Genomic DNA, 25,668 nt, shown 5'->3' on the forward strand with positions numbered 1-25,668 from the left:
TTATTCAAACTTAACTCGTTCATAAAAGAAAGTTTCAAGATGTTATCGCCGCCAATAATTTAACATTCCGTAAAGTTTACCCAATGCTATCTGAGGTTTGACAAACATTAATAATATGGCATAACAAACTAACCGAATTAATCTCAAAATATAAACTAACTTATTTGTATGTTTTTCTAAAGTCAATAAATAACTGTATGTACTATGTTTTGTTTTCAGAAAAGCATTTCTATTAGTAATTGAGGAAGGCTGATGCAATACACCAAACTGGTTTGTTATTGCAATCAAATAACCTTCATTGGCATAACGGCTGCAAAATTCAAAATCTTCATAATAGAGAAAGTAAGCAGGGTCAAATAAGGGACATTCGCGAAAGTTAGCAAGATTGATGATTAAACTACAACCAGAAACCCAATCACAAGCTACATACTCGGCATCTGTATTTCTTAACATATCTGGAGTGAGAATTGAGCCAGTTGCACGAATAAAGCGACCCCCTGCAAACCAGACTTCACCTGTGGGAGTATGAATAATTGTGCCGAGAATTGAAATTTCTGGATGTAATTTGAAAAATCGGTTAATATCTAAAGTCTTTTCTGGCAGATAGGCATCTGGATTAATTATCCAAATAATCGCCTGAGTATCCTGAGTGTAAATCCATTTAATCCCTAAGTTGCAACCATTCGCAAAACCAATATTGCTTCCAGCATCAATAATCAGAACAGATTCATTCTGAAGATTATGAATAGAAGCATCTTCAGGTGAATTATTAATGATAACTGTTTGGTAGTGAGTATTTGTGCAAGACAGAGAATTGATTAATTGAGCAACAAGATTCGTAGAGTAATAATTAACTGTTAAAAAATAAATCACGTCAGTTCGATGTGACAGTCATCTCCTATCATAAACCGCAAAGCTTTGGGACGACGCGGTGCAATTGTTAACTGTGCGCGTTGCCCAATTACACTATCAATAATACGTTGATGAATACCGACTATTTTTGCATTTTCTAAAAGAACACTATGTTCTAAATCAGTCTCGATTAATGTCACATTATCGGCGATGCTACTATAAGGACCGATAAAGCAGTTTTCTAAATAACAATCGCTACCAATCACTACTGGACCGCGAATTGTACAATTAATTATTTTAGACCTTTCACCGATTTGCACTCGTCCAATAATCTGACTTTCAGAATCCACGATACCTAAAATTGATTTTGTCAGATAGGTGTCAAGAATGATTCGATTAGCTTCTAGTAAGTCATCTTTTTTCCCAGTGTCTAACCACCAGCCTTCAAGTTGACAAGCCATAACTTGCTTGTTCCGGTCAATTAAGCACTGAATAGCATCGGTGATTTCTAGTTCACCTCTGGTAGAAGGTTGGATATTAGCGATCGCCTCATGAATCGTATGAGAAAAGAAATAAACTCCAACTAATGCCAAATTAGAAGGGGGAATTTTCGGTTTCTCAATCAACTGTAACACCCGCCCTGTTTCATCTACCTTTGCAACCCCAAAAGCGCTAGGATTGGCAACTGGACGCAGCAGAATCAAGGCATCTTGGGGGTGTTGGATAAATTTCTTCAAAAAGTAACTCAAGTCCCCTTGTTGAATCACATTATCCCCCAAGTACATGACAAACGGGGAATCTCCTAAGAAGGGACGAGCGACTTGCACTGCATGAGCAAGTCCTGCTGGCTTATTTTGTAAGATGTACGTGATATCAGCCCCGAAACGTTCTCCATTTCCTGTTTTTGCCTGAACTTCTGCCCCTGTTTCTGGGCTGATGATGATGCCGATATCAGTAATACCAGCAGTTACCATTTCTTCGATGCCATACCATAAAATTGGTTTATTGGCAATTGGTACGAGTTGTTTTGCACCGGTGTAAGTAAGGGGACGCAAGCGTGTACCTTTACCACCAGAGAGAATTAGTGCTTTCATAAGGGTTAGGAGTTAGTGGTTAGGAGTTAGTGGTTAGTGGATAGTAGATATTGGATAGTGGATATTAGTGGATAGTGGATAGTGGATAGTGGATATTAGTAGTTTTTGTTCAACTATCAACGAACAAATATCAACTATCAACGAACAACTATCAACTATCAACTATCAACTAACTCCTTTAACATTTTCCGAAGTCTTTGTCGCCAATGGGGGGGATAAGTTCCGAGAACTGCGGATATTTTCTCACAAGCAAGGACGGAATAGGCAGGGCGACAAGCTGGTGTGGGATATTCGGGAGTGGTGATGGGGACAACTCGTTGGATTTTCAGGGGAAAGCCTAGTTGTTGAGCTTCTTCAAAGATAGCAACGGCGAAGTCATACCAGCTAGCAACACCGCTGTTTGTGTAGTGATAAATGCCGGCAATTTTGGTGGTAATTCTATTTTCAATTAGAGAAGCGATCGCACCCGCTATATCTTTTGCCCAAGTGGGACTACCAATTTGATCGGCAACAACGCGGATTTCTTCTTTTTGGGCACCCAATCGTAGCATAGTTTTGACAAAGTTACTTTTGCCATATGTTCCATAAACCCAAGCAGTGCGAAGAATCAGGTAATCGTTGCAAGTATGGCGAATTGCTTCTTCTCCTGCAAGTTTAGTTTTACCGTAGACACTCAAAGGATTAGTTGCGCTACTTTCTTGGTAAGGGCTGCAAGATGACCCATCAAAGACGTAATCGGTGGAAATATGAATTAAAAAAGCTCCTACTTTTTGGCTTTCTTCAGCGATAATCAGAGGTGCTGTTGAATTGATAATTTTTGCTAGTTCTGGTTCGCTTTCGGCTTTATCAACAGCGGTGTAAGCAGCAGCGTTGATGATGATTTTTGGTTGGTTTACAGCAATGACGCTGCGGAGGACATCCGCTTGGGTAAGGTCTACGGTGGGGCGTGCAACTGAAATTATATTACCACCAGGGGCGAGAATTGTTTCTAGTTCTTTGCCCAGTTGACCATTATTGCCGATCAGCAAAATTGATTGACTCATTTTATTAGCTATAAATCTGGCGGTTGGGTCAAAACCCCATTAAAAGCTTAATCCTAACCATACCATTGCACAAGTTTTTTAGAGTTCGAGAGCTTTGAAGACTTATATTTTTATACTGCCAGAGAAATTATTGTGATAATTTATACTTATGATAAAGTGCATATTAAATCAGTATTTGCTACTGGTGAATTTTTTTAGCGATCGCTTACTCAGTCTAATTTTTGGTAAATTTTAGACTTTTCGCTGATTTTGGGCGATCGCGCAATCATTAATATCAGGAGAAGCGAATTTCTCTCTAATGACAGATACAAGTTTTGGGGTAGTCACTCTGATACAATGCCTACGTGTGTTCCCAGAAAATTTAATTGTGCTTATAACCCTAAAAGTTTTTCATTTTAGGGTTAGAAGTCCTATGGCATAGGGAATACTAACTCTAAGAAAAAGTAGACATTAATAAGTCAAACTTACCTATGCCCCAAAACTTGTTCGACGCGAATTTTTATCGCGCCGCAAATTCTGATTTGCGTGGATTAAATGATGCCCAAGCATTATCACATTTTCAACAATTTGGTCTGAATGAGAACCGTTCGTTTTCTGCATTCGTAGATCTAAACTTTTATCGTGCAAGCAATAGTGATTTGGCTAGCTTCAGCAACAAACAAGCATTTGAACATTTACAAAAATACGGTGTGGCTGAAGGACGCAAATTTTCACCGTTGTTAGACCTAAATTTTTATGTTGCTGATAACCCTGATGTAGCTCAAGCTTATGGAGGAAGCAGAGAGGGTGCATTAAGTCACCTTGAAACTTATGGACTGAATGAAGGACGCAAGTTTTCACTTACATTTGACATCAATTACTATCGAAATGCTAACTCCGATTTAGCGGCGAGAAATCTAAATAATCAGGAGCTTTTCAATCATTTTGCACTTTATGGAAAAAATGAGGGACGTGCATCAGCAGAGACTTTCAATGCAAACTTTTATCAATCTAATAATTCAGATTTAGCAAATTTTAGCTACTATCAAGCATTGCAACACTTTGTTTCTAATGGCTTGCAGGAGGGTCGTAATGCCAGCGACTATATCAAGAGCGATCGCGCCGGTAATACGATAAATGACGCTCACAAGATAGCTATAGACTCTCAGCAAGTTACCTTTAGAGACTCTGTTGGCAATGCTGACAAGAATGACTTTTATCGCGTCAACTTTAGTCAAACCAGCAACTTCAAAATAGCAGTGAATGGTCTGGTAAATAATGCAGATATAGAGCTACTCAATAGCAATGGGGAAGCAATAGCTCGTGGAAGTAATGTTGGTAATGCCAGTGAATTGTTGAATGTCAGCAATTTACAGGCTGGTAATTACTACATCCGGGTTTACCAAGGTGCGGACTCAAGCGACACTAATTACAATTTGAGCCTGTCTGCTACAGCTGCAATTACATCTACATCTGCCACTCCTCAGTCTTCCAACTTGCCATCATCTGGCAATTCTTTTATAAATCGCGTTTTGGAGTTGACGAATGCTCAACGTTTGCAAGCTGGTGCGGTTCCCTTAACCTTGAATAGTAAGTTGAATAACGCTGCTCAAGCCCATAGTGAAGATATGGCACTTCATGACTTTTTTAACCATAAAGGTTCAAACGGTTCTTCAATCGGCGATCGCGCTCTTGCATCGGGTTATCAATTTTCTCGACTTGGGGAAAATATTGCAGCAGGCTACGCTACACCTGAAGATGTTGTTCAAGGATGGCTCAACAGTCCTGGACATCGCGCTAATATTCTTAATCCCAGCTATCGCGAAATCGGCATTGGTTACTATTACCTGGCAAACGACACGGGTAACATTAATCACAGATACTACTGGACACAAGATTTCGGTGTAATTTCTACGTAATAATTCAAAGGCTCAGATCCCCGACTTGACAAGAGAAGTCGGGGATCTTGTTTCTCACAATCAATCATAGCGATCGCCTTATTTGCTATTATCCGTATTTTATACCGTTTCCCAGTCTAATGAAGTACAAATTTATCTGCGTCCATCGGCGTTTATCTATCTTCCGAAGCGGTTAATTCAACGCAAGTTGCCCAGATGAAACAATAGAAATTTCATTCATACCATCTCACTTTTTATGGGAACAAATCGGCATCTTTGAACGCTTTCCCAGCTTGGTCTTTAGTTGATAAAATTGGTGGTGCAACAAGATGCCAATCTATGGCTAAATCTGGATCGTTCCAAAGAATACAGCGATCGCCTTGAAAATTATAGTAATCTGTAGTTTTGTAGAGAACTTCCGCAACTTCGCAAAGCACAACAAAGCCATGAGCAAAGCCTGGTGGTATCCAAAGTTGACGTTTATTTTCAGCGCTAAGTTCGTAACCAACCCATAGACCAAAAGTGAGGGAACTTTTGCGGATATCAACGGCAACATCAAAGATACTGCCAACAACTGTACGCACTAATTTACCTTGCGGTTGTATGATTTGATAATGTAAGCCGCGTAAAACGTTTTGTTTAGACAAGGAGTGATTGTCTTGGACAAAGTTTAAGTTTATACCTGTTTTTTCGGTAAATTTTTGGTGATTGTAGGATTCAAAAAAGAAACCGCGATCGTCTTGGAATATTTGAGGTTCTATCAAGAGGATGTCGGGGATTTCAGTGGGGATGATATTCACAGTAGTTTACTCTTGTTGGTTCGGGGCTAATTCTACAGCGAAATCAGCAGCTAGCAAATATAACCCCTCCATAATTATTTCAGGAATTTGCACTTGTAAAGACAGAAAGCACTTATCTCGAAAATTCGGATGACTTCTTAACGGCAACTTTTGCTCTTCAAATTTTACCTGAGTTTGTCAGTTCGCCTTGGGAATTATAGTAATCTGTAGTTTTGTAAAGAACTTTCGCAACTTCCGAAAGCAAAACAAAGCCGTGAGCAAAGCCTGGTAATATCCAAAGTTGGCGTTTATTTTCAGCGTTGAGTTCGTAACCAACCCATTGACCAAAGGTGGGGGAACTTTTGCAGATATCTACGGCAACATCAAAGATACTGCCAACAACTGTACGCACTAATTTACCTTGTGGTTGTATGATTTGATAATGTAAGCCGCGTAAAACGTTTTGTTTAGATTAGGCGTTGCATAATCGGTAATGGTATGAAAGCAATAGTATTGTTTTTTGAGTGTAATTGCTGTGGAACTGTTGCAGTTAACTTATCTACACCGTACTGAGCCAACTAGCGATGCGATTTAGGAACACAATTCAAAATTCGCCGCTGAATAAGATAGATTAAAGTTGTAATAAGGATCTTTGCCCAACTTTTGAAAATATTCTTTCCACTTATGATTTAATTGTTCCAATTCTCCTGGTTTTAGCCCTTTCTGCCGACTAGCAGATTCATAGTGAATGAGTTGGGTTAATGGTGTTACTACATTACGATATCCCGCATGATGAGCTTTTAAGCATAAATCTACATCATTGTAATTAAGGGGAAAATTTTCATCAAGCCCTCCTAACTGCTGAAACAGTTCTTGTCGCATCATTAGACAAGCACCAGTTACCGCCAAATAATTTCTGTTGACAATATTTGAACAAAAATAACCAGGGTGTTCGCCCTCAAAACCATAGAATGCATGAATTGGGTTGCCATCAAGAATTATTACCCCTACATGTTGTATTGTCCCATTAGGAAAGAAAAGTTTAGCACCGACTGCACCAATTTCTTTCTGTTGTGCGAGTTCTAACATTGATTTCAGCCAGTCTGGGGTAATTACTTCTGTATCATCATTAAGTAACAGCAAAAATTCTCCTTTGGCTTTAGCTGCCCCTTTATTGATTCGCGCACTAAAGTTAAACGGCTCTGCACAGCGAACTAGATGCAAATTAGGCGCTGAAATTGCCTGCAAAGTTGCTTCGGGAATATCATAACCATCAACTACTATAATTTCATAGTTACAGTAGGTACTTAACTGCTGGATACTATGTATGCAATTTTCTAAAAGACACAAAGAACCTTTACGAGTATTTATAGTTGTGCCAGCACTAGGAATAATGATACTAATTAAAGGCTGCCCAATAATATCCCGCCTAACTCTATAAATACCTGGATTTGCTGTTTCTTCTACACATCCTGGATATGAGCTACGTTCTAACATAGCTTGCAAAGCTTTTTGACCTGCAATATAAGCCCAAGGCTTGGCTTGAGAACCAGAGGCAGCTGAAGTTGGAATTGTCCGCCAGTGATAGAGAATTTTAGGAATATGATAAATATTTTTGGTTTTTTCTACAACTCGCAATCCCAGGTCATAATCTTGAGAGCCATCATACTCGCTGCGGAAACCGCCAATTTCCCTAATAATGCTAGTTCGATAAACACCTAAATGACAGGTGTACATAGTTGCATAAAAATATTCTGGCGACCAGTCTGGTTTGAAACATGGAGCGAAACGGTTGCCTTTAGTATCTATTTTATCTTCATCACTATAAATAAAATCTGCATCTGCATGAGAATTAATTAGTTTGGCATTTTCAAATAAAGCATCAATCGCTAACTCATCATCATGATCTAAAAGTGCAATATAATCTCCTGCTGCTAATTCTAAAGCAGAATTACTAGCAGCAGAAATATGACCATTTTCTGTTCTAAATACAACTTTGATTCTTGGATCAAGTTGACTATAGTAAGTCAGAATAGAGCGAATGTGGCTTTTTGGAGATGCATCATCAGCAATACAAAGTTCCCATTCTGGATAAATTTGATTTCTCACCGATTCAATTGCTTTTTCTAGCAATTCTGCCTCTACGTTATAGACAGGCATAATTACAGAAAACTTTGGGTGTAAATCCCATTGGTTAATTTGTTTTTGAGCAATGTTAATATTTTGCTCTGTTATTTTATTTTTTCGTATCCATTTTTGATAATATATTTTTTCTTTAAATCTAGATTTAATACGTTTATATAAATATATTAAGAGCCTTTGCGTTCCTTGTCTGCGCCAAAGGTAATTGAGTTTATTAAGTTTTTGACTAATAGCAAAAATTTTCATTTTTAAAGCTGCTTATTTTACTTTTGCTAGAAAAGACTTAGGTGTACCTCAATTGCTTAACGTTATATAACTGTCCTTATAATTAAACTCAACCTTACTATGCTCGTAATGGAAATGGCTTGTTTGAATAGAAAATAACTTATTACCCTTGATAATGATTCAAATACTCAGAAAGTTCATAATTTATCCTAAAATTTTAATTAAATTATGTTTTGACGGTATCAAAAACGATGGCATTATACCCCAAAATTCCTTGCCAAGAATTTCTAACATTATACATCCGGGAATTGTATCCCAAATCACTTAATTTAATCAGCATCTCTAGGGAAAAAATTACATAAACCAAAATACCTTCCGCTCGTATAGGATCACCATGATAAACAGGCGGTAGGATATGATTTATAGAACCATCTTCTTGTAATTTAGCTCTAACTTCGTCTCGATACCGATCGCTATAAAAAGGTACGGTGAAAATATGCCTACCTCCTGATTTGAGGATACGGTAAATTTCCTGAAAACCTTCATAGGGGTCGGGAATATGTTCAAATACATCACTACTCAGCACTAGATCAAATGAATAATCAGCAAAAGCAGTTTTAGTTAAATCTTGATGCAGGATACCATTAATTACTTCCCCGCTTGTGTATTCCGTACCTAAATACTCACTTGCGGTATAATTAGGTAATTCTTTTAAAAGATTATGTAAACAACCCGTTGTCTCTGTATTGTAAATTTTAAAATCAGCTAATTCTTCTAGGATATTGGCTTTTTTAATCAACTCCTTGACGCTTTTAAACTTAAGTCCTTTAGCTTCTTGAATTACACCCAAAAGTAGCACTGCCATTTGTCGATTTCGATTTGTAGAATGACAAACTTTACATGTTCCAGATTCCCTTAGATTCTCATTAAATTTTAAGAATATAGTTAATTGACCGCATACTGGACAATAACCGAAAGTAAAGGTGTTTGTTAGAGCAAATTTATCAACCCAACTATTTTTAGGTTGAGTTAAAGGATAAATCTGAAATTGACTTAATGAACTATTCATTAGTTACTATGTTATGGTATATTTGTTATTAACGAACACTGTCAATAGATTCAAGTAATTGTCTTAAAATTAATTTCATTGCTTGTGGACTATATTCATTAATTACCTTGAAAGAATTCTGAGACAGTAAAGACCACAATTGATGATTATTATAAACTTTTAAAACAGCTTCAACAAAATCTTTAACTTCATCAGCTATTAAAACATTAACTTCATGAGTTAATCCCATTCCTTCTGCACCAATAGATGTTGTCACTGTTGGCAAACCATAGGAAAGACTATGACCAATTTTACCTTTCATACCAGCACCATATCTTAAAGGTGCAACAAAAACGCGACTCTTCAGAAAATATGGTTCTACGTCTTGAATATATCCAGTAACTTCAATTCGGCGATCGCTTGCTAAATCTTTCACCTCTGCTGGTGGATTACTACCCAATAAAGTAATCTTGATCTTAGGTTGTTCTTGCCAAATTAAAGGCATAATTTCCTTACACATCCAAATTACTGCATCTACATTGGGCGTATGGTTGTAGCCACCAATAAACAATAAGCCATTCCTCTGTTCAAAATCTGGTAACTCTCCTTCATATTGGTGATGTATATTCGGTACAACGAGAACATTACTAATATGGAAATCCTCTAAAATCTTTTTCTCTACATCTGTAACAACAACTGTTGAGTTAGCTATCCTAGCCATATTTAATTCCATGTCTCGCACTTTTCGCCAAGATGGTAAACTAGGATTATTATTGCTCTCAGGTGGTATTAACTCTTGTTGTCGTTGTAACCGTAAAAAATGCAAATCAACCGTATCATAAATAACACTTATTTTGGGATTTATCCTGATTATATTTATATACTTACTACATAAGTCAGGTCGGCATACCCAAGCAATGTCAATTAGTTCTAGTCGTTTAATTAGCTGATCTTGTAAACTAGGTTGCTGATACGTACAGTAAAGCACTTCAATACCAAGATTTTGGAATTCCGATGTGTAGGGTTCTTGAGGAAGACCATTATCTGGTAGAAAAATTACAAAATATCCTAGTGTAAGAAAAATCTTAATTATATTATAAAGCCTATAAGAACCTGACTCCTGATCGTGCAAAGGAACATAAGTATCTATTATTAAAATAGTTTTGTTTCCTTGTAATCTTCTAGCTGCCAACTCTGCGTTTTCTGCTTTAGGAGTAAGGTGACGCTTTAATTGCTCTTGCCATTTAAGCAAAAATTTATAACGATTAACTTTTTGATAGCTCTTAACACCAGTTTCTAAGCTAGTACCAGAACTAATTCCTTCATAATGAATCAATTGGGATTTAGGTTGGTATATAACCTTGTATCCCAATTGTCGAATAGCAAAACATAAATCAGTATCTTCATAATATGCAGGTATAAACTCCTCGGAAAAACCACCCAAATTGTTGAAGATTTCGGTTCTAACTAGTAAACTTGCTGCTGAACAATAATCAACCTGTCTTACATAATTATACTCAGGCTGATCGGGATGTTCTAATCTCCCATAATTCCAGCCAGAAGCATCTTGCCAAATAATTCCTCCCGCTTCTTGAAGTCTGCCATCTGGATAAATTAACTTTGAACCAACTGCACCAACTTCATTATCTTGTGTAATTACTTCAACTAAATTTTCTAACCATCCAGGCAACACTTGAGTATCATTATTTAAAAAACACAAAAATTCACCTTTTGCTCTTGCTGCACCTCGATTACAAGAACGAATAAAACCAAGATTTTGCTCATTAACTAAAAGTTGAATAGTTGAAGAATAACTTAGATACTCTTGAGTTTCATCGCTAGAATTATCATCAACGACAATAATTTCAAAGTTAATTGAGTTTGATAATTGACTTTGTAAAGAAATTAAACAATTAAAAGTATAAGTAAATTTATTGTAAACAGGTATAATAACTGATACTTGCGGATTTGGACAATTAGGAAAATTAAATTTTATTTTTTTGGGAGTATCAATTACTGTATATTTTTGGATATTTTCTAAATTATTAATAACCCCATATTGTGATTTATTCAGATTTGGTTTAATTTTAGTAATTACTTTTTGTAAATAACCTCTCAACCCCTCTTTTTTAAAAACAATCCATTCTCTCTGAAAATTAATTTTTTTGTTGTTGTCAGGAATCATAATCTTTTCCTTTAATTCAAGCTGAACTTGTAATAGTAAAGCTTGAATTTCTTCCAATTCTTTTTGTTTGCCTAATAATTTATACAAATACTCTTGATTCATTACTTTAATAAGCTCCTTTAATTAAAGAAAGTTAAAATTAACCAATATTTATCAAGAGCGCAATCTAAAAATTTGTTTGAGTTGAAACCAGAATTTACGCATTTTCCAAAATTTGCTAGTTTCCATTGCTTGAATAATATTTTGAGCTTGTTGCCATTCACTTTGAGCTTGTTGGAGAAGTCTTTGAGTTTCCTGCCATTCCCGATAGGGTGATTCTAATTTTATCTGAGTTTGTTGAAATTGAGACTGCGATCGCTCCAATTCTAACTGAGTTTGTTGCAGTTGCGATTGCGATCGCTCTAATTCAATCTGAGTCTCTTGCTGTTGCGATTGCGATCGCTCTAATTCAATCTGAGTCTCTTGCAGTTGCGATTGCGAGCGCTCTAATTCAATCTGAGTCTCTTGCAGTTGCGATTGCGAGCGCTCTAATTCAATCTGAGTCTCTTGCAGTTGCGATTGCGAGCGCTCTAATTCTGTCTGAGTCTCTTGCAGTTGAGATTGCGATCGCTCTAATTCAATCTGAGTAACTTGCAGTTGCGATTGCGATCGCTCTAATTCAATCTGAGTAACTTGCAGTTGCGATTGCGATCGCTCTAATTCAATCTGAGTCTCTTGCAGTTGAGATTGCGAGCGCTCTAATTCAATCTGAGTAACTTGCAGTTGAGATTGCGAGCGCTCCCAAAATTGAGCTTGAGTATCTTGCAATTGAGATTGCGAGTGCTGCGATTCTTCTAATAGCTTAGAGTCGCGATCGCTGATTGCAGCATATTCTCCTTCTATAGTCCAAGGATCTGCCCGAATAATAAACTGTAAAGTGTCGGCATCTTCATCTTCTTCAATTTGTTTAATAGTATCACTGTTGAATTGTTCCCTCTTATTTTGAGGTATCAAAGAATTTTCTGAAAAAATTTCTATTTTTGTCCGATCAGCAATATTTACTAAATATCCTGGTCTCTCAAATAACTCCTCAACCGTTTTTCTGGTAAAAAACCTCAGGTGAGTATTATCTAAAATACCTAATTCTGTATATTCAAATCTACCTTCTAGCAAAGACAAGCGAATTGCACCGTGAGCAATATTTGGAATAGAAGCAACTATATATCCATCTTTTTTTAATATCTGCTTGGTTTCTTCCAAAATTTTCCAAGGGTTTCGCAGATGTTCCAAAACATCTCCAAACACTGCTACATCGAACTCCTGACGAGGTAATATTTCTGTAACAGAAACAAAATCCAAATCGGCAACTATTACCTCTGTACAGTACTGTTCGGCAACTTTGAGAGCATCTGAGTTTATATCTACTCCTGTGACAATACACCCTTTCTTCTTAAGTAACTGAGCAAAGTAACCAGTCGCGCACCCAAAGTCTACTACTCGCTGATTATCTCCAATAAGGTAGAACATTTTCCTTAAACTGGTGTTTTCATCCAAACCTTCTTGTGTCAGGTGTTCAGCCGATGGATAATCTTTTGACCAATCTTTAGCCATAATTATAGTACCTTTAGTATATATTAACTAAACTTGTGTTACTGCTGTTGGTAAAACTTGCTTATTTACTTTAACGACCATCGGTTGATCGACTAAAGCATGAATGCGCTTTCCATTGTCTGGTGGCAAAATTTGAAAAACCATTATATTATCAATCCAGTCAAAGCTAAGAGCTTCATAGCTTTCAGAACCAGCAACTGTTAAGCTATAAGAACTAGGTCGAAGAGGTAAATTAAATTCAAACTGAATTTCTATTTCTTCTCCTGGATATAATTTATCTATTTTGATATTTTCTTCTAAAGTATTGCTACCAATTACTTCAGTCCCATTTTTATCGCACACATAAAAGCCTAATATGCAACTTTTTATAACAGAATAAACTTTTACATTCACAACTAATGTTACTTCTTCATTAAATGCAAATATAGGAGTTTCGCCAGCATAATCACCTAATTGATTCAGGAGCTTTACGCTTTCGATTCTAGCTTTTCCGCTTCCTCTGCGTGTTGCCTTGCTTAAATTTGAACTTAGAGATTCAATAGTATCATGATTTGCAGAATTTGAAGCCTGTATTCCGTTATCTACAACTGTATTTACTTGCTGTTGGGAGTTAACCTCAATCTCTTGTGCTAAACCTAATTCAAGTTCTGTAACTAATTTTAAATATTCAATTACAACGGCATTTGGCAATCCTGTCGTATGTATTTTTCCGTCATGAATCATAATCGCTGAATTGCACAATGTTTTGATTGCGCCGGCATCATGGGAAACAAATAATGTTGTCACTCCAGAATCCATCATTGCACGCATCCGTCGCATACAGCGATGTTGAAATACAATATCTCCAACAGCGAGTGCTTCGTCAACAATTAAAATCTCAGGATCGACATTGACTGCAACAGCAAATGCCAAGCGGACATACATACCACTAGAATAAGTTTTAACAGGTTGCTCAATGAAATCGCCGATATCGGCAAAAGCAGCAATATCATCAAATCTGTCTTCAATTTGTTTTTGACTCAATCCTAACAATCGTCCGTTAAAAAAGACATTTTGTCTTCCAGTAAACTCTGGGTTAAAACCACTTCCTAATTCTAATAAAGCAGAAATTCGACCCTCGACTCGCACATCACCACTGGATGGTGTGAGGGTTCCTGCTATAATTTGTAGCAATGTACTTTTTCCACAACCGTTGCGTCCAACGATTCCAACTGTCTGCCCTTTGGGAATCTCAATGTTGATATCCCGAAGTGCCCAAAATTCATCTGCTCTACTCTTACCAGGTAGCAAAACTTCTTTGAGCTTATCTACAGGGCGGCTGTAGCGTTTGAAACACTTCGAGACATTTTTAAGGGAAATAGCAATTTCTTCACCCATACTTTTGCTGTCAATTTTCAAAACTCACACACTAAAGCTAAAATTTGATTGCACTCCCAGCTAAATACTTGTAATGCTTACAACACATCTGCAAATGCAGGACGCAGACGCCGATAACACCACAATCCACCACAAAAAATTACTAAAGCAATTAGTGAGGAAACTCCCAACTCGCCCCAGTGTTTAACCTCTCCAACTAATATTAAATCACGATAGACTTCTGCGATCGCTGTCATGGGATTTAACCAAAATACCCAACCCCGCCATTGCTCTGGAATTGCACTTGCTGGATAGATAATTGGTGTTAAATACATCCAAATGTTTAAAATTACTCCTAATGTCTGCGGTATATCTCGTAAAAATACGGTAATTGCTGCGGTAAAATAGCCTAAACCTGCTGTTAACAATAACTGGGGTAGCCAGACTAAGGGTAACAGGGCTAAGGTGGTATGTAAAGTATGGGAAGTCACAGCTACAAAAAAAATCAACGCCATTAAACCAAAAGAACTTTCAATTAACGTTGATAAAATTGGCACTAATGGTAACAATCCCAAAGGAAAGACCACTTTCTTGACTAAATTGGGCTGTCCTACCACCGAATTTGCCGCTTGAGTTAAACCGCTACTAAAGGCAATCCAGGGCAGTAACCCAGCAAAGAGCCACAAACCAAATGTAAAATTATTGTCTGGTAAAGTTTTCAGACTCAGCTTAACTTTCAGCACTACCGAGAAAACATAAGTATATATCAGCAACTGCGACAGTTGATTTAGCAAAGGCCATAAATTTCCTAAAACAGAACCTTTGTAACGCGCTTCTAAGTCACGCCTAACTAAAGTTCTGAGTAAATCAAACTTTGCCCACCACCGCTGATTAACTGGCAGCCAGCGCCTCGGTTTAAGAGCTTTACGGACAACCCCTCGCATAGTTTGCAACAATTTCTGTTCCCTTTGTCACTACGTACACACCCAATTTTTCTCAATGAAGCCAAGCTTGCTATTAAAGTTCCCGTTTTATTTTTTTTGCAATACATTAATGAGTTAGCAAAAAATTACACCAGAATTATCTTGGCAATTATACAATGAATCGATTCGATCAAGTGGATTTTGACAAAAATCCCACTTTTATTGCCATAGGGATTTTTAATATTTAACCGCTCGTATTTGTTTAAGTCAAACTATCTGGCTCAATACAACTTGAATTTTACTAACATATGTTATGTCAAGGCAAATTATCCGGATCAATTCCTAACTCCCTTAACCTCTCGGTGAGTATAGCAGCTTTTGCTTCAGCTTCTTCCGCTCGTTGATGTTCAGTTTCCGCTCGTTGATGTTCTTGCAAAGCAGCTTCTTCAGGAGTTGGTATCAACTCAGCATCCTGATTAAAATAACGTAATCTTCCCTCCCAAATTCCTAAATATAAACTTAATTCTTGACTCCAACGCCAACCTTTTTCTTCAGGTGCGATCGCTTGGTATTCGCTACCTACCAAGCGAAAACCTTCAAATTCATAGGTTTACAGAAGCGCTTGCTAACTACTCCCTTTGGAGTCACGGATTCAGCTACACTGATCAGTGGTTTATTGCATTGTAAATAGGCATGGAAATCGGACAAAAGGTTAAAGTCTGTCGTTTGCGCGATCGCGTCTCTCCCCCCGTAGTCAAAAGACTCGGACAAATTGGTGTCATCCAAGGCTTCAGAATGACTGATGCTAGCGGTGTCGGTGTGGTGGTTAAGTTTGAAGATAATTTTTCGACTTGGTTTTTTGAAGATGAACTTAGAGTTGAACAATAAAAGGAACTTCCAGCACTCCAAAGTCTAAAGGTAGAATTCTTCTGCTAGAAAGTTCGTCCGGAAGCTTCTGCTTTGAAGTCCAAAGCAGAAGTTGGATGAAATGCCAAGAATGCTAAGTTGGAGTTGACACAACCGGCACCGAAAAGAGAATCAAGTAATGACCCAGATATTGACATTTTTGGGCAAAGGCGGTACTGCTCGTACTAAATGCGCGATCGCCACCGCCAAGTTATTAGCAAGCCAAGGAAAGCGGGTACTCCTAGCAGGACTAGCAGAACCAGAATTAGCAATTCTCCTCGGTACGACTTTAGCCGCAGACCCCCAAGAAATCGCTCCCAATTTACAAGTCGTGCAGTTTCAAACATCTGTACTGTTAGAACGCAGTTGGGAAGAAGTGAAAAAACTTGAGGCTCAATACCTCCGCACGCCCATCCTCAAAGAGGTTTTTGGTCAAGAACTGGCAGTTTTACCAGGTATGGACAGCGCCCTTGCTTTGAATGCTATTCGTCAGTATGACGAAAGCGGCAAATATGACACCATAGTATACAACGGCACTGGCGATTCTTCTACTTTGCGATCGCTCGGTTTGCCAGAGTCTCTAAGTTGGTATTTACGGCGATTTCGGCAATTATTTGTCAACTCCGATTTAGGAAAAGCAATCTCCGAATCACCTTTTATTCAACCCCTAGTTAGTACCTTTTTTAACATCAACTGGACAGCAGATAATTTCGCCCAACCCACCAACACCGCGAATAATTTACTGGAAAAGGGTAAAGCCGCTCTTGCAGACCCCAAGCGGATGGCGGCTTTTTTGGTGACAACACAAGATCCCATAGAAGTTGCCACTGCCCGCTATTTGTGGGGTAGCGCTCAACAAGTTGGGTTAACTGTTGGTGGTGTCCTGTTGGTTAATTCCGACACAGCCGCCAATTTGTCGCCGGAATTTGCCCCCCTGCCAATTAGTGTTGTTCCTGACTTCAAAGCAGGGGATTGGCAACCAGTAATAAACGCCCTACCCGACTTTGCAGCACAAGCAGTACAGGCTCCCAAACCAATTGAAATTGATGTCCCAAGTCGTCAGGTACGCTTATTTTTGCCTGGATTCGATAAAAAACAGGTCAAGCTGACTCAATTCGGTCCGGAAGTCACCATAGAAGCCGGAGATCAACGACGGAATCTTGTACTACCTCCGGCTTTAAGTGGCAAATCTGTTGCTGGAGCGAAGTTTGCGAATAATTATTTGATAATTTCGTTTTAAGTTAAGGGAATGAGGACATAGGGAAAGCGGGAACTGCGATCGTGCAGTTCCCGCTTTACTTAGTAACCAGACTTAGTTGGATCTGTCAGAAGTATCTAACCTACCACAAAAGGTCTCACGCTCCAATTGGGATCGATTACGTCAGCGAGTTGATAGCTTTTTACAAGACTGAAGCCATTCATTTCCCAGATATCTTCCTTCCCCGTCAGCTTATTGCGCCAGAGGATATCAGCAATGCCATCGCCGTTGAAGTCATCAGTACCCGCAATCTGCCAGTTTATATCAGACACCTGGGTAATAAAGTGATCGGATTGCAGGGTGAAGTTGCTATTCATCTGCCAAATCACGTTCTGACCGCTTGCCTTACTGCGCCAGAGGATATCAACAATGCCATCGCCGTTGAAGTCATCAGTACCGACAATCTGCCAGTTCGTATCAGGCACCTGGGTAATGAAGTGGTCAGATTGCAGGGTGAAGTTGCTATTCATCCGCCAAATCACGTTCTGACCGCTTGCCTTACTGCGCCAAAGGATATCAGCAATGCCATCACTGTTGAAGTCGGCTGTGCTGGCAATCTCCCAGCTTGCATCAGGCACTTTGGTAATGAAGTGGTCGGTTTGAACGCCAGTGCTATTCATCTGCCAAATCACGTTCTCGCCGCTTGCCTTGTTGCGCCACAAGAGATCAGCAATGCCATCACTGTTGAAGTCGGCTGTGCTGGCAATCTGCCAGTTCGGATCAGCCACTGTGGGTAAAAAGTAGGCGCTTTGCAGGGTGAAGTTATTCAGTTGCCAAACAGCATTTTCCCCGGTGCCACTGTTGCGCCACACCAGATTGGGCAAGCTCTGCGTCACGCTGGTGTCGAGGGCAGCAGGTGTGCCACTTGAAATTGCCGTTGTGCCACCGTTGCTCGTAGTGTTGACCGTAACTCGTGTGGTGCCATTCGTAAACCCATTGCTATAGGAGTTATCAAGGGCGCGTACTGTTAAGCCAGGGGGTGTGCCGTTATAGCCAGTCACCGGTACAAAGCGCACCAATGTGGTAGCAGAGAGCGCTAGGGCGGTGGCATCATCGGCAACTGCACCGACGCTTGCCCAGTTAGTGCCGTCAGTCGAGTATTCCCATCGACCTTGGGTAGTGGCAGTGTTGCTAACGATCGCCAACCCACTCAGACTTGCACCCGTATCAATGTCACTAAACAAACTAGCAAATAAGCTAGTGAGGGTACTACCGCTGGGATTGGTGGTATTTTGTGTCACGGCTGTTAGCGTGGCATTGCCCGTCAAGGTTGGCGCATCATTCACATTGGTGATGCGAGAGACTGTTGACGCACTATCAACGGTTTCAACCGTTCCTTGAAGGTCAGTGTAGGACGCTTGCGTGCGAACAAACTTGCCACTCTGAGCATTATTAAGGGTCAACGTCGAGTTGATGGCGCCGGTGATGTTGTTCCAATTGGTGCCATCGGTGGATTCCTGCCACTGATAAGTCACTGGTCCGAGACCATCGGCATCAACTAAGGTGTTGCTGGCGGTGAGGATGGCATTCTCCTCTACCATGCCAGCAATCGAGACACTGCCTGTGGGTGCATCATTCACATTGGTAATGCGAGAGGCTGTTGCTGGGCTGGCAACGGTTTCAACCGTTCCTTGAAGGTCAGTGTAGGACGCTTGTGTGCGAACAAACTTGCCACTCTGAGCATCACCAAGGGTCAACGTCGCGTTGATGGCGCCAGTGATGTTGCTCCAGTTGGTGCCATCGGTGGATTCCTGCCACTGATAAGTCACTAGTCCGAGACCATCGGCATCGACTAGGGTGTTGCTGGCGGTGAGGATGTCATTCTCCTGTACCGTACCGGAGATTGACACACTGCCTGTGGGAGCATCATTCACATTCGTAACGGTTGTTACTGTTGCCGCACTATCAACGGTTTCAGCCGTTCCTTGAAGGTCAGTGTAGGACGCTTGTGTGCGAACAAACTTGCCACTCTGAGCATCATCAAGGGTCAACGTCGCGTTGATGGCTCCGGTAATGTTGTTCCAATTGGTGCCATCGGTGGATTCCTGCCATTGATAAGTCACTAGTCCGAGACCATCGGCATCGACTAGGGTGTTGCTGGCGGTGAGGATGGCATTCTCCTGTACCGTACCGGAGATTGACACACTGCCTGTGGGTGCATCATTCACATTCGTAATGCGAGAGGCTGTTGCCGCACTATCAACGGTTTCAACCGTTCCTTGAAGGTCAGTGTAGGATGCTTGTGTGCGAACAAACTTGCCATTCTGAGCATCATCAAGGGTCAACGTCGCGTTGATGGCTCCGGTAATGTTGTTCCAGTTGCTGCCATCGGTGGATTCCTGCCACTGATAAGTCACTGGTCCGAGACCATCGGCATCAACTAAGGTGTTGCTGGCGGTGAGGATGGCATTCTCCTGTACTATACCGGAGATTGAGACACTGCCTGTGGGAGCATCGTTCACATTGGTAATGCGAGAGGCTGTTGCTGTGCTGGTGAAGGTTTCGGTGCTACCGCCCCCATCCACAAAGGAACCCCGAACGCGCAAGAACTGTCCCACCTGAGCGTCATTTGGAGCGAAGGTAGCATTAGTTGCCCCATTGACATCAACCCAGGTCGTACCGTTTACAGATTGCTCCCACTGGTACGTTAGCGTGCCATTACCATCTGGGTCACTGATGGTGCTAACAGCAGTCAATACCTGGTTTTCGGAGACTGTACCGACAACGGCAACGCCACCTGTATAAGCATGGTTGACGGGGGTAACGGTGACAGTGGCATTGCCAGTCAGTTGCAGGGTTGGATCACCTGCAAGCCCACCATATTCCACGACATAACCGGAAATGGAAGCAATGCTGTTCGGTAGGTCATTCCACTTTCCATCCACCAGAAATTGACCATAATCTTCATCCCCTTGATTGTTTGGCTCTCCAGAATTCCAGTTGTTATACAGTCCACCCACTGGAGAACCAGTGTTGCCGAGTCCCTGCCAAAATTGCTGACCCGCTTCAGGACCCGTAACCCAGCGCCATTCATTTTCTACCACCTCGTCGCTGGCTCCCAACCAGCCCTGTCCTTGAAGCTTGCTGGAGACAAAGCTGCTTTCAGCCGCAGATGTGACAGTCACTAAATAGCCCTGGAGTCCAAAGTAGTTGCGAGCCGTTGCTGCATCGCGAGCATCTGTCCAGGAAATGGCATCACCTGCATCGACGAATTCGTAGAAGTGACCATTATCGGGGTTTGCCAGGTTTGCGCCCAAGGCAAACTGGATGGCACGATCGCCCGCTATGGGATTTTCACTGATATTGCTGTAGGTTACTTGCCGCAGTGTGTCCTGATAAGCCGTAGCCGATGCCACACCTGTCAAGGACAGAATGCCCTTAGTGGTGTCGTAACTCCAGGTCAAGCCGTTGATCGTACCACTGATGCCGCTTTCTCCTGCAATGCCAAGTCGATCATTGACATCGAAGTTATTGCCGATCGAGACTCTGGCTCCGTCGAGACCGTCAGGGTCAGTCAGAGTCAAGTTAGGGGCAACCAAGCCAGCGGCAGCATTCGCTGTATAGCTGCTGGTGTCAGAAACAGTGAGCACCGAGGGATCATCCACAGCAGTGACGTTGATCGTCTTGGTCGCAGCCGTGCTAGTACCACCATCACCATCCGTGAGCACCACACTAATAGTGCGGGCTGAAGTTGTAGGTGCATCAGACACGTTGCTGTAGCCAAGGTTGCGGAGTAATGCCTGAGCAGCGGTGGGGCTAGAGCTACTGTTAAATGTGATGACTAACGGTGTCGTACCCACACCACCCGTAAAGGTGCCAATTTGGGTGCCACCGAACGTGACATTGCTACCCGAAACGCCAATCTGACCAGCAGCCGTGCCCTGGTTGTTGATTAAAAGGCGATCGTCTACAGTGCCATTGACGCTGAAGTTAACTGTCAGCGTACCTGTGTTGAAGTTAGCGGAGTCGGAATCAGTGACGGTAGCACTACCATCAAGCAAAAGAGGTTGGGCATTTTCTGCATAGGTAGAGACCGTTCCAGTCAAGGTGATTGTGGGAGGAGCATTCAGTGGAGTTGAAGTTAGCTTCACATCATCAATCCCGAACTGAAAAATATTCTGATTATCGGTTTGCCTAAAAGCGAGACGAATTGTTTGACCAGCAAAACTATCTAAGTTAAAAGAAACGGTTTGATAGTTCGGGAAAACAGCGGTAGAACCTACGGCTGTCTGAAAAATATTTGCTAAGACTCCACTCGTGGCAGGTCCTGTAAAGAAATTCGTCGTACTAGTACTTAATATATCAACCCGAACCTGCTGGTTCGGGTTGGTACTGAAAGACATACTATTAGGAGTAGAAAAGCTTCCTGCCCGATTACCGATAAACTCTTGAAAGGTGAGGGTATGAGAAGCATTAGCCTCTAAGGCTATATCCTGATACAAGACATATGCCCCCGCACCACTCTGATCAGTCACAGCAAAGAATGAGCCGTTGGGAGCTGTGGGAAGTGTTGAACCACTTCTAGGGGAGGTTGTGGAGTTTGTGACGAATACATCTCCACTAGAACCGCTTTCTAAGACCTTTGTCCATCCAGTAAAATCGCCTGTCTCAAAGCTACCATTGACAATCTGCAGCACGCCTTGATAACTCTGCAGAGAAGCAGCTAGAAATGCGTATGCGGTCTCGATCTGCCCTGTGCTAACTTCCAAATTCCAGTCGCCGCCAAGAGCACTATTGCCCGTCAGATTACTGGATGCTGCAACATCTGCCCTAGTCAACTGACTGATGTTTTGAACAAATGTCTGACCCAATTCCCCCTGCGCCACATTACAGCCATATAGCAAAATATCCGCATCGTTGGTCAGTGCGTTGCCCCAACTCTGTAACTGTGACGCATATCCTGGCAAGTCACCCAAGTTCAGCTTACTGTTGCCAAAATCCAGTCCTCCGGCTTCCCCGTGGGAAACGATGTGCAAGCTGCCGATGTTTTGCCGCCCCAGTAGGGTGTTAGTAATCTGGGTAACAGCATCCAGCACCGGGTCAAGCACATGTATTTCCGTGCCTTGTGTCACTCCCGCTACCAACTGCTGATAGTCCGTCACCGATCTATCAACAAACAAAAGAGATTGGCTGGCTCCTCCCAGTCCCGTTAAAGGAGTCGTCAAAGTGTTTTGGGCAAAGACAGGCGGTAGGATGGCTGTAGACAGCAGATCACCAGAAGACGTACCCAACCCAGGAAGCTCAAAGGACATCGTATTTCTCTAAAACAAGAAAGTATACTATGAAATAATAAGCGCCTAAATACACTGTTCCCATCAGTGAAAACCCAGATAAGATTATTTTTTTTCAAAGTAATTACATTTAAGTTTAGGCAGAATGAAGGTATGAAGTTAACCCTTGTATTGAACTTATGAGGCAAAGCGGGAGCCGCGATCGCAGCTCCCGCTTTACTTAGTAACTAGACTTAGTACAGCGATCGCGTAAGAACGAGCGCGTTTTTTAACGCAGAGGTGAATCAGTCGGCGGAAGCCTATGCCGTCTATTCGTACTGATGAACCCGTTCGCGCAGCGTCTCCGACAGGAGAAAAGAAGGCAGCAAAGGAGGTAAGCGCAAAGTAACGCAGAGTTTTTGTGATAAATTTTCGTCATGAATTAATGCGATCGCTGTACTTAGTTGGATCTGTCAGAAGTATCTAAGCTGCCACAAAAGGTCTCACGCTCCAATTGGGATCGATCACATCAACGAGTTGATAGCTTTGTACAAAACTGAAACCACTCATTTGCCAGATATCCTCCTTCGCTGTCTGCTTATTGCGCCAGAGGATATCAGGTGTACCGTCGCGGTTGAAGTCATCAGTACCCGCAATCTGCCAGTTCGCATCAGGCACCTGGGGAATAAAGTAGTCGGATTGCACGGTGAAGTTGCTATTCATCTGCCAAATCACGTTCTCGCCGGTTGCCCTATTGCGCCACAGGATATCAGGTGTACCGTCACTGTTGAAGTTATCAGTACCCACAATCTGCCAGTTCGCATCAGGCACCTGGGTAATGAAGTAGTCGGTTTCAAGTCCAGTGCTATTCATCTGCCAAATGACGTTCTGCCCGCTTCCCTGGTTGCGCCAAAGGATATCAGCAATGCTATCACCGTTGAAGTCGGCTGTGCTAACAATCTGCCAGTTCGGATCAGTCACCGTGGGTAAAAAGTAGTCGCTTTGCAGGGTGAAGTTATTCAATTGCCAAACAGCATTCTGCCCGGTGCCACTGTTGCGCCACAGCAGATTGGGCAAGCTCTGTGTCACACCATCGTTGTCTACGATCGTTGCTGTGAGGACATTATTCTGAGGACTCAGTTCAGCATTTGTTGGTGTTCCCAGTGTCACCACAACAGTATTAGACCCGACTATTGAGTTATTAATCGGATTCAGGGTGATGCTACCAGTCAGTTGTCCTGGCAGAATCGTGATGGTACTGTTAGAGAGTGTGTAGTCCGTCCCATTCGTCGCTGTTCCCGACAGCGTTACTGGCACTGTAACGGTATTTGAAGTTGCCACATCAATCTGGGCAGTGAGGTTTACACTAGCTGCTCCTTCACTGACTGAGGCACTGCTGCTGGTAAAGTTAACCAACGGGGTATACGCTATACCACCAAATGTATCAACATTCAGCCCAGTAATTTCATGGATGTTGGTAGAATCGCCAGTGGACGCGGAGAAACCGAATTTGAATGTGGATGGCAGTGCGCCATTATTAGCAACAACATTGTAATTTTGCAGTGCGGATGGAATTTCGTCAGCACCGGAGAAAACGCCGTCATTGTTTAAATCAATTTGGACGGATAACAGTCCAGCTGGTGTCAAATCAATCTGCACCTTCTTCTGGGCACTCGTTCGGGTGCCAGGTGTATTGTCATCGTCAATACCAGGTGTGAGCGTTCCCGTTCCTACCAGATAGTTATAGGCATTTGCTTCACTGCCATGAACCGCAATAGAATCAGGTGTTTGACCTGGACCATCTGCACCATATACGGGGTTAGAGAAGTTGCCAAACTCGTCAAAGCCAATGCCGAGGTAGCCGCCTACAAGACCAGGGTTGATGCCGTCACTGGAATAGCCGAGCGATCCTCCAAATGCACCTGCCTGAGTCGGGTTCGCATTGCCATCAATGAGGAAGAAGCTGATGCCATCGGCACCATCGCCACCATAAGAGTGAATGTCAAACGTAATGGAGAGACCACTGTTCTCGTTAATGGGGCGGTTGTAGATGACAAAGGATGCCTGATTTTCGGCAGCAGAGGTTAACCGCAATGCGCCTGACCCAACCGCATCGAAGCCACCACCGGGTATGCCGCCGGTGGATGCTCCTATTGTAGAACGGGCGGTCAGTAGCGGTGCTGTGCCTGTGCCTGTTGTATTGTAGATCCAGGAGGGGTTCGTAATATCATTGCCCGTGAAGGTTTCTGTCAGAATATTATTCAGATTGTAAGCATAGGCAGAGGTAACTTTAGAGTCAAAGACGAGGGGTGACTCAATGTTGCCAATGGTTACTTCCAAATTCCAGTCGCCATCGTAACCAGTCAGGTTATTGGAGGCAGCAACATCGGCTCCAGTTAACTGGCTGATGCTTTGGATAAACGCCTGACCGAGTTCGCCTTGGGCAACGTTACATCCATAGAGTAAAATATCGGCATCGTTGCTCAGTGCGTTGCGCCAACTCTGCAACTGTGACGCATACTCTGACAGGTTGCCCAAGTTCAGCTGACTACTGCTAAAGTCCAGTCCGCCGGCTTCCCCGTGGGAAACGATGTGCAAACTAGCGATGTTTTGCCGTCCCAGCAGGGTGTTGGTAATCTGGGTAACAGCATCTTGCAGCGGGTCAAGCACATGAATCTCCGTGCCTGGTGTCACCCCCGCCACCAACTGCTCATAGTCTGCTACCGATCTATCGACAAACAAGAGAGATTGGCTAGATTGTCCCAGTCCCGTTGAAGAAGTCGTCAAACTGTCTTGTACAAAGACAGGCACAAGGCTGGTTGTAGACAGCACATCACGAGAAGACGTAGCTAACGGATCAAACTCAGAAGACATCGTGTTTCTCTCCAAAAAGAAAGTATACAGACAAAGAATAAGTACATTATAAACAGGCATTGTCAGTAAAAACTCTGAGAAATTCTGATTTTTACAAATAATTACATTTAACTTTACGCAGCATGAAATTATGAATTGAACTTATTTTTAGTAAAATTATAAGTATTATAACTTAAAATATTTGTAATAATTATTACTTTTGACGAATGCCTCAAATAGCAGCGATCGCCCTGTTTGTCTTTGGCAATTGTGCCAGGTTTAATCACTGCGATGCTGTCACATCACAATTGGGACAATGAACTGGCT

16 protein-coding genes and 1 pseudogene are annotated in these 25,668 nt (G+C 41.7%); 3 read left to right on the plus strand and 14 right to left on the minus strand.

Annotated elements, in window-relative coordinates; translation table 11 throughout:
* Positions 1-42: 42 nt before the first annotated feature.
* The 3 genes from TOL9009_RS0116745 to rfbD all read right to left on the minus strand — a co-directional run bounded on the left by TOL9009_RS0116745 (position 43) and on the right by rfbD (position 2,989).
* Positions 43-873 (minus strand): glycosyltransferase family 2 protein, encoded by an 831-nt coding sequence (locus TOL9009_RS0116745; protein WP_029633811.1) that lies wholly within the window; start codon positions 871-873, stop codon positions 43-45.
* Positions 870-1,946, minus strand: a complete 1,077-nt coding sequence (locus TOL9009_RS0116750; protein WP_029633812.1) for a glucose-1-phosphate thymidylyltransferase — start codon at positions 1,944-1,946, stop codon at positions 870-872. Before TOL9009_RS0116750 ends, TOL9009_RS0116745 begins: the two co-directional genes overlap by 4 nt.
* A 158-nt stretch (positions 1,947-2,104) precedes the next feature.
* Entirely contained in the window at positions 2,105-2,989 is an 885-nt protein-coding gene (gene rfbD, locus TOL9009_RS0116755) for a dTDP-4-dehydrorhamnose reductase (RefSeq protein WP_029633813.1), read from the minus strand.
* A gap of 470 nt (positions 2,990-3,459) precedes the next feature.
* On the opposite strand from rfbD, the gene TOL9009_RS43580 reads away from it, so the two are divergent.
* The gene (locus tag TOL9009_RS43580; RefSeq protein WP_029633814.1) at positions 3,460-4,887 is read left to right on the plus strand and encodes a CAP domain-containing protein; all 1,428 of its coding nucleotides are present in this window, start codon (positions 3,460-3,462) and stop codon (positions 4,885-4,887) included.
* A 233-nt stretch (positions 4,888-5,120) separates the two neighbouring features.
* Here the strand turns inward: TOL9009_RS43580 and rfbC (TOL9009_RS0116765) are convergent, their stop codons facing one another.
* The 9 genes and pseudogenes from rfbC (TOL9009_RS0116765) to TOL9009_RS0116805 all read right to left on the minus strand — a co-directional run bounded on the left by rfbC (TOL9009_RS0116765) (position 5,121) and on the right by TOL9009_RS0116805 (position 15,700).
* Positions 5,121-5,666 (minus strand): dTDP-4-dehydrorhamnose 3,5-epimerase, encoded by a 546-nt coding sequence (rfbC, locus tag TOL9009_RS0116765; protein WP_029633815.1) that lies wholly within the window; start codon positions 5,664-5,666, stop codon positions 5,121-5,123.
* Between the two features lie 181 nt (positions 5,667-5,847).
* Positions 5,848-6,117, minus strand: a pseudogene (rfbC, locus tag TOL9009_RS39480) (dTDP-4-dehydrorhamnose 3,5-epimerase); the annotation flags it as partial.
* Between the two features lie 119 nt (positions 6,118-6,236).
* A complete protein-coding gene (locus tag TOL9009_RS0116775; protein WP_038296394.1) occupies positions 6,237-8,033 on the minus strand; it encodes a glycosyltransferase family 2 protein in 1,797 nt (598 codons plus the stop codon).
* Between the two features lie 205 nt (positions 8,034-8,238).
* Complete coding sequence (locus TOL9009_RS39485; RefSeq protein WP_051502931.1) at positions 8,239-9,081, minus strand: class I SAM-dependent methyltransferase; 843 nt, start codon at positions 9,079-9,081, stop codon at positions 8,239-8,241.
* Positions 9,082-9,109: 28 nt separating this feature from the next.
* A complete protein-coding gene (locus tag TOL9009_RS0116785) occupies positions 9,110-11,347 on the minus strand; it encodes a glycosyltransferase (RefSeq protein ID WP_199341318.1) in 2,238 nt (745 codons plus the stop codon).
* 51 nt (positions 11,348-11,398) lie between these two features.
* Positions 11,399-12,835, minus strand: coding sequence for a class I SAM-dependent methyltransferase (locus TOL9009_RS0116790; protein WP_029633818.1), 1,437 nt, complete (start codon positions 12,833-12,835; stop codon positions 11,399-11,401).
* Positions 12,836-12,862: 27 nt separating this feature from the next.
* A complete protein-coding gene (locus TOL9009_RS0116795) occupies positions 12,863-14,212 on the minus strand; it encodes an ABC transporter ATP-binding protein (RefSeq protein ID WP_038296395.1) in 1,350 nt (449 codons plus the stop codon).
* A gap of 77 nt (positions 14,213-14,289) precedes the next feature.
* Positions 14,290-15,135 (minus strand): ABC transporter permease, encoded by an 846-nt coding sequence (locus tag TOL9009_RS0116800; RefSeq protein ID WP_029633820.1) that lies wholly within the window; start codon positions 15,133-15,135, stop codon positions 14,290-14,292.
* A 295-nt stretch (positions 15,136-15,430) separates the two neighbouring features.
* Positions 15,431-15,700 (minus strand): hypothetical protein, encoded by a 270-nt coding sequence (locus TOL9009_RS0116805; RefSeq protein ID WP_029633821.1) that lies wholly within the window; start codon positions 15,698-15,700, stop codon positions 15,431-15,433.
* A 107-nt stretch (positions 15,701-15,807) separates the two neighbouring features.
* Between TOL9009_RS0116805 and petP the strand changes: the two genes are divergently transcribed.
* A complete protein-coding gene (gene petP / locus TOL9009_RS0116810) occupies positions 15,808-16,002 on the plus strand; it encodes a cytochrome b6f subunit PetP (RefSeq protein WP_029633822.1) in 195 nt (64 codons plus the stop codon).
* 157 nt (positions 16,003-16,159) lie between these two features.
* A complete protein-coding gene (locus TOL9009_RS0116815) occupies positions 16,160-17,260 on the plus strand; it encodes a Get3/ArsA fold putative tail anchor-mediating ATPase NosAFP (protein ID WP_029633823.1) in 1,101 nt (366 codons plus the stop codon).
* Positions 17,261-17,355: 95 nt separating this feature from the next.
* Here the strand turns inward: TOL9009_RS0116815 and TOL9009_RS0116820 are convergent, their stop codons facing one another.
* On the minus strand, positions 17,356-22,443 hold the full coding sequence (locus tag TOL9009_RS0116820) for a DUF4347 domain-containing protein (RefSeq protein WP_186227581.1): 5,088 nt from the start codon (positions 22,441-22,443) through the stop codon (positions 17,356-17,358).
* Positions 22,444-22,971: 528 nt separating this feature from the next.
* Entirely contained in the window at positions 22,972-25,422 is a 2,451-nt protein-coding gene (locus tag TOL9009_RS0116825) for a DUF4347 domain-containing protein (RefSeq protein WP_084763231.1), read from the minus strand.
* Positions 25,423-25,668 lie beyond the last annotated feature (246 nt).

This window comes from [Scytonema hofmanni] UTEX 2349 (assembly GCF_000582685.1).
In the GTDB taxonomy this organism is placed as follows: Bacteria; Cyanobacteriota; Cyanobacteriia; order Cyanobacteriales; family Nostocaceae; genus Hassallia; species Hassallia hofmanni.

Bases quoted from the DNA above. Each gene is read 5' to 3' on its own strand.
- TOL9009_RS39485 (WP_051502931.1), bottom strand. From the start codon at position 9,081: ATGAATAGTTCATTAAGTCAATTTCAGATTTATCCTTTAACTCAACCT.
- TOL9009_RS0116815 (WP_029633823.1), top strand. From the start codon at position 16,160: ATGACCCAGATATTGACATTTTTGGGCAAAGGCGGTACTGCTCGTACT.
- TOL9009_RS0116785 (WP_199341318.1), bottom strand. From the start codon at position 11,347: ATGAATCAAGAGTATTTGTATAAATTATTAGGCAAACAAAAAGAATTG.
- TOL9009_RS0116790 (WP_029633818.1), bottom strand. From the start codon at position 12,835: ATGGCTAAAGATTGGTCAAAAGATTATCCATCGGCTGAACACCTGACA.
- TOL9009_RS43580 (WP_029633814.1), top strand. From the start codon at position 3,460: ATGCCCCAAAACTTGTTCGACGCGAATTTTTATCGCGCCGCAAATTCT.
- TOL9009_RS0116825 (WP_084763231.1), bottom strand. From the start codon at position 25,422: ATGCCTGTTTATAATGTACTTATTCTTTGTCTGTATACTTTCTTTTTG.
- TOL9009_RS0116775 (WP_038296394.1), bottom strand. From the start codon at position 8,033: ATGAAAATTTTTGCTATTAGTCAAAAACTTAATAAACTCAATTACCTT.
- TOL9009_RS0116750 (WP_029633812.1), bottom strand. From the start codon at position 1,946: ATGAAAGCACTAATTCTCTCTGGTGGTAAAGGTACACGCTTGCGTCCC.
- TOL9009_RS0116795 (WP_038296395.1), bottom strand. From the start codon at position 14,212: ATGGGTGAAGAAATTGCTATTTCCCTTAAAAATGTCTCGAAGTGTTTC.
- TOL9009_RS0116800 (WP_029633820.1), bottom strand. From the start codon at position 15,135: ATGCGAGGGGTTGTCCGTAAAGCTCTTAAACCGAGGCGCTGGCTGCCA.
- rfbD (WP_029633813.1), bottom strand. From the start codon at position 2,989: ATGAGTCAATCAATTTTGCTGATCGGCAATAATGGTCAACTGGGCAAA.
- petP (WP_029633822.1), top strand. From the start codon at position 15,808: ATGGAAATCGGACAAAAGGTTAAAGTCTGTCGTTTGCGCGATCGCGTC.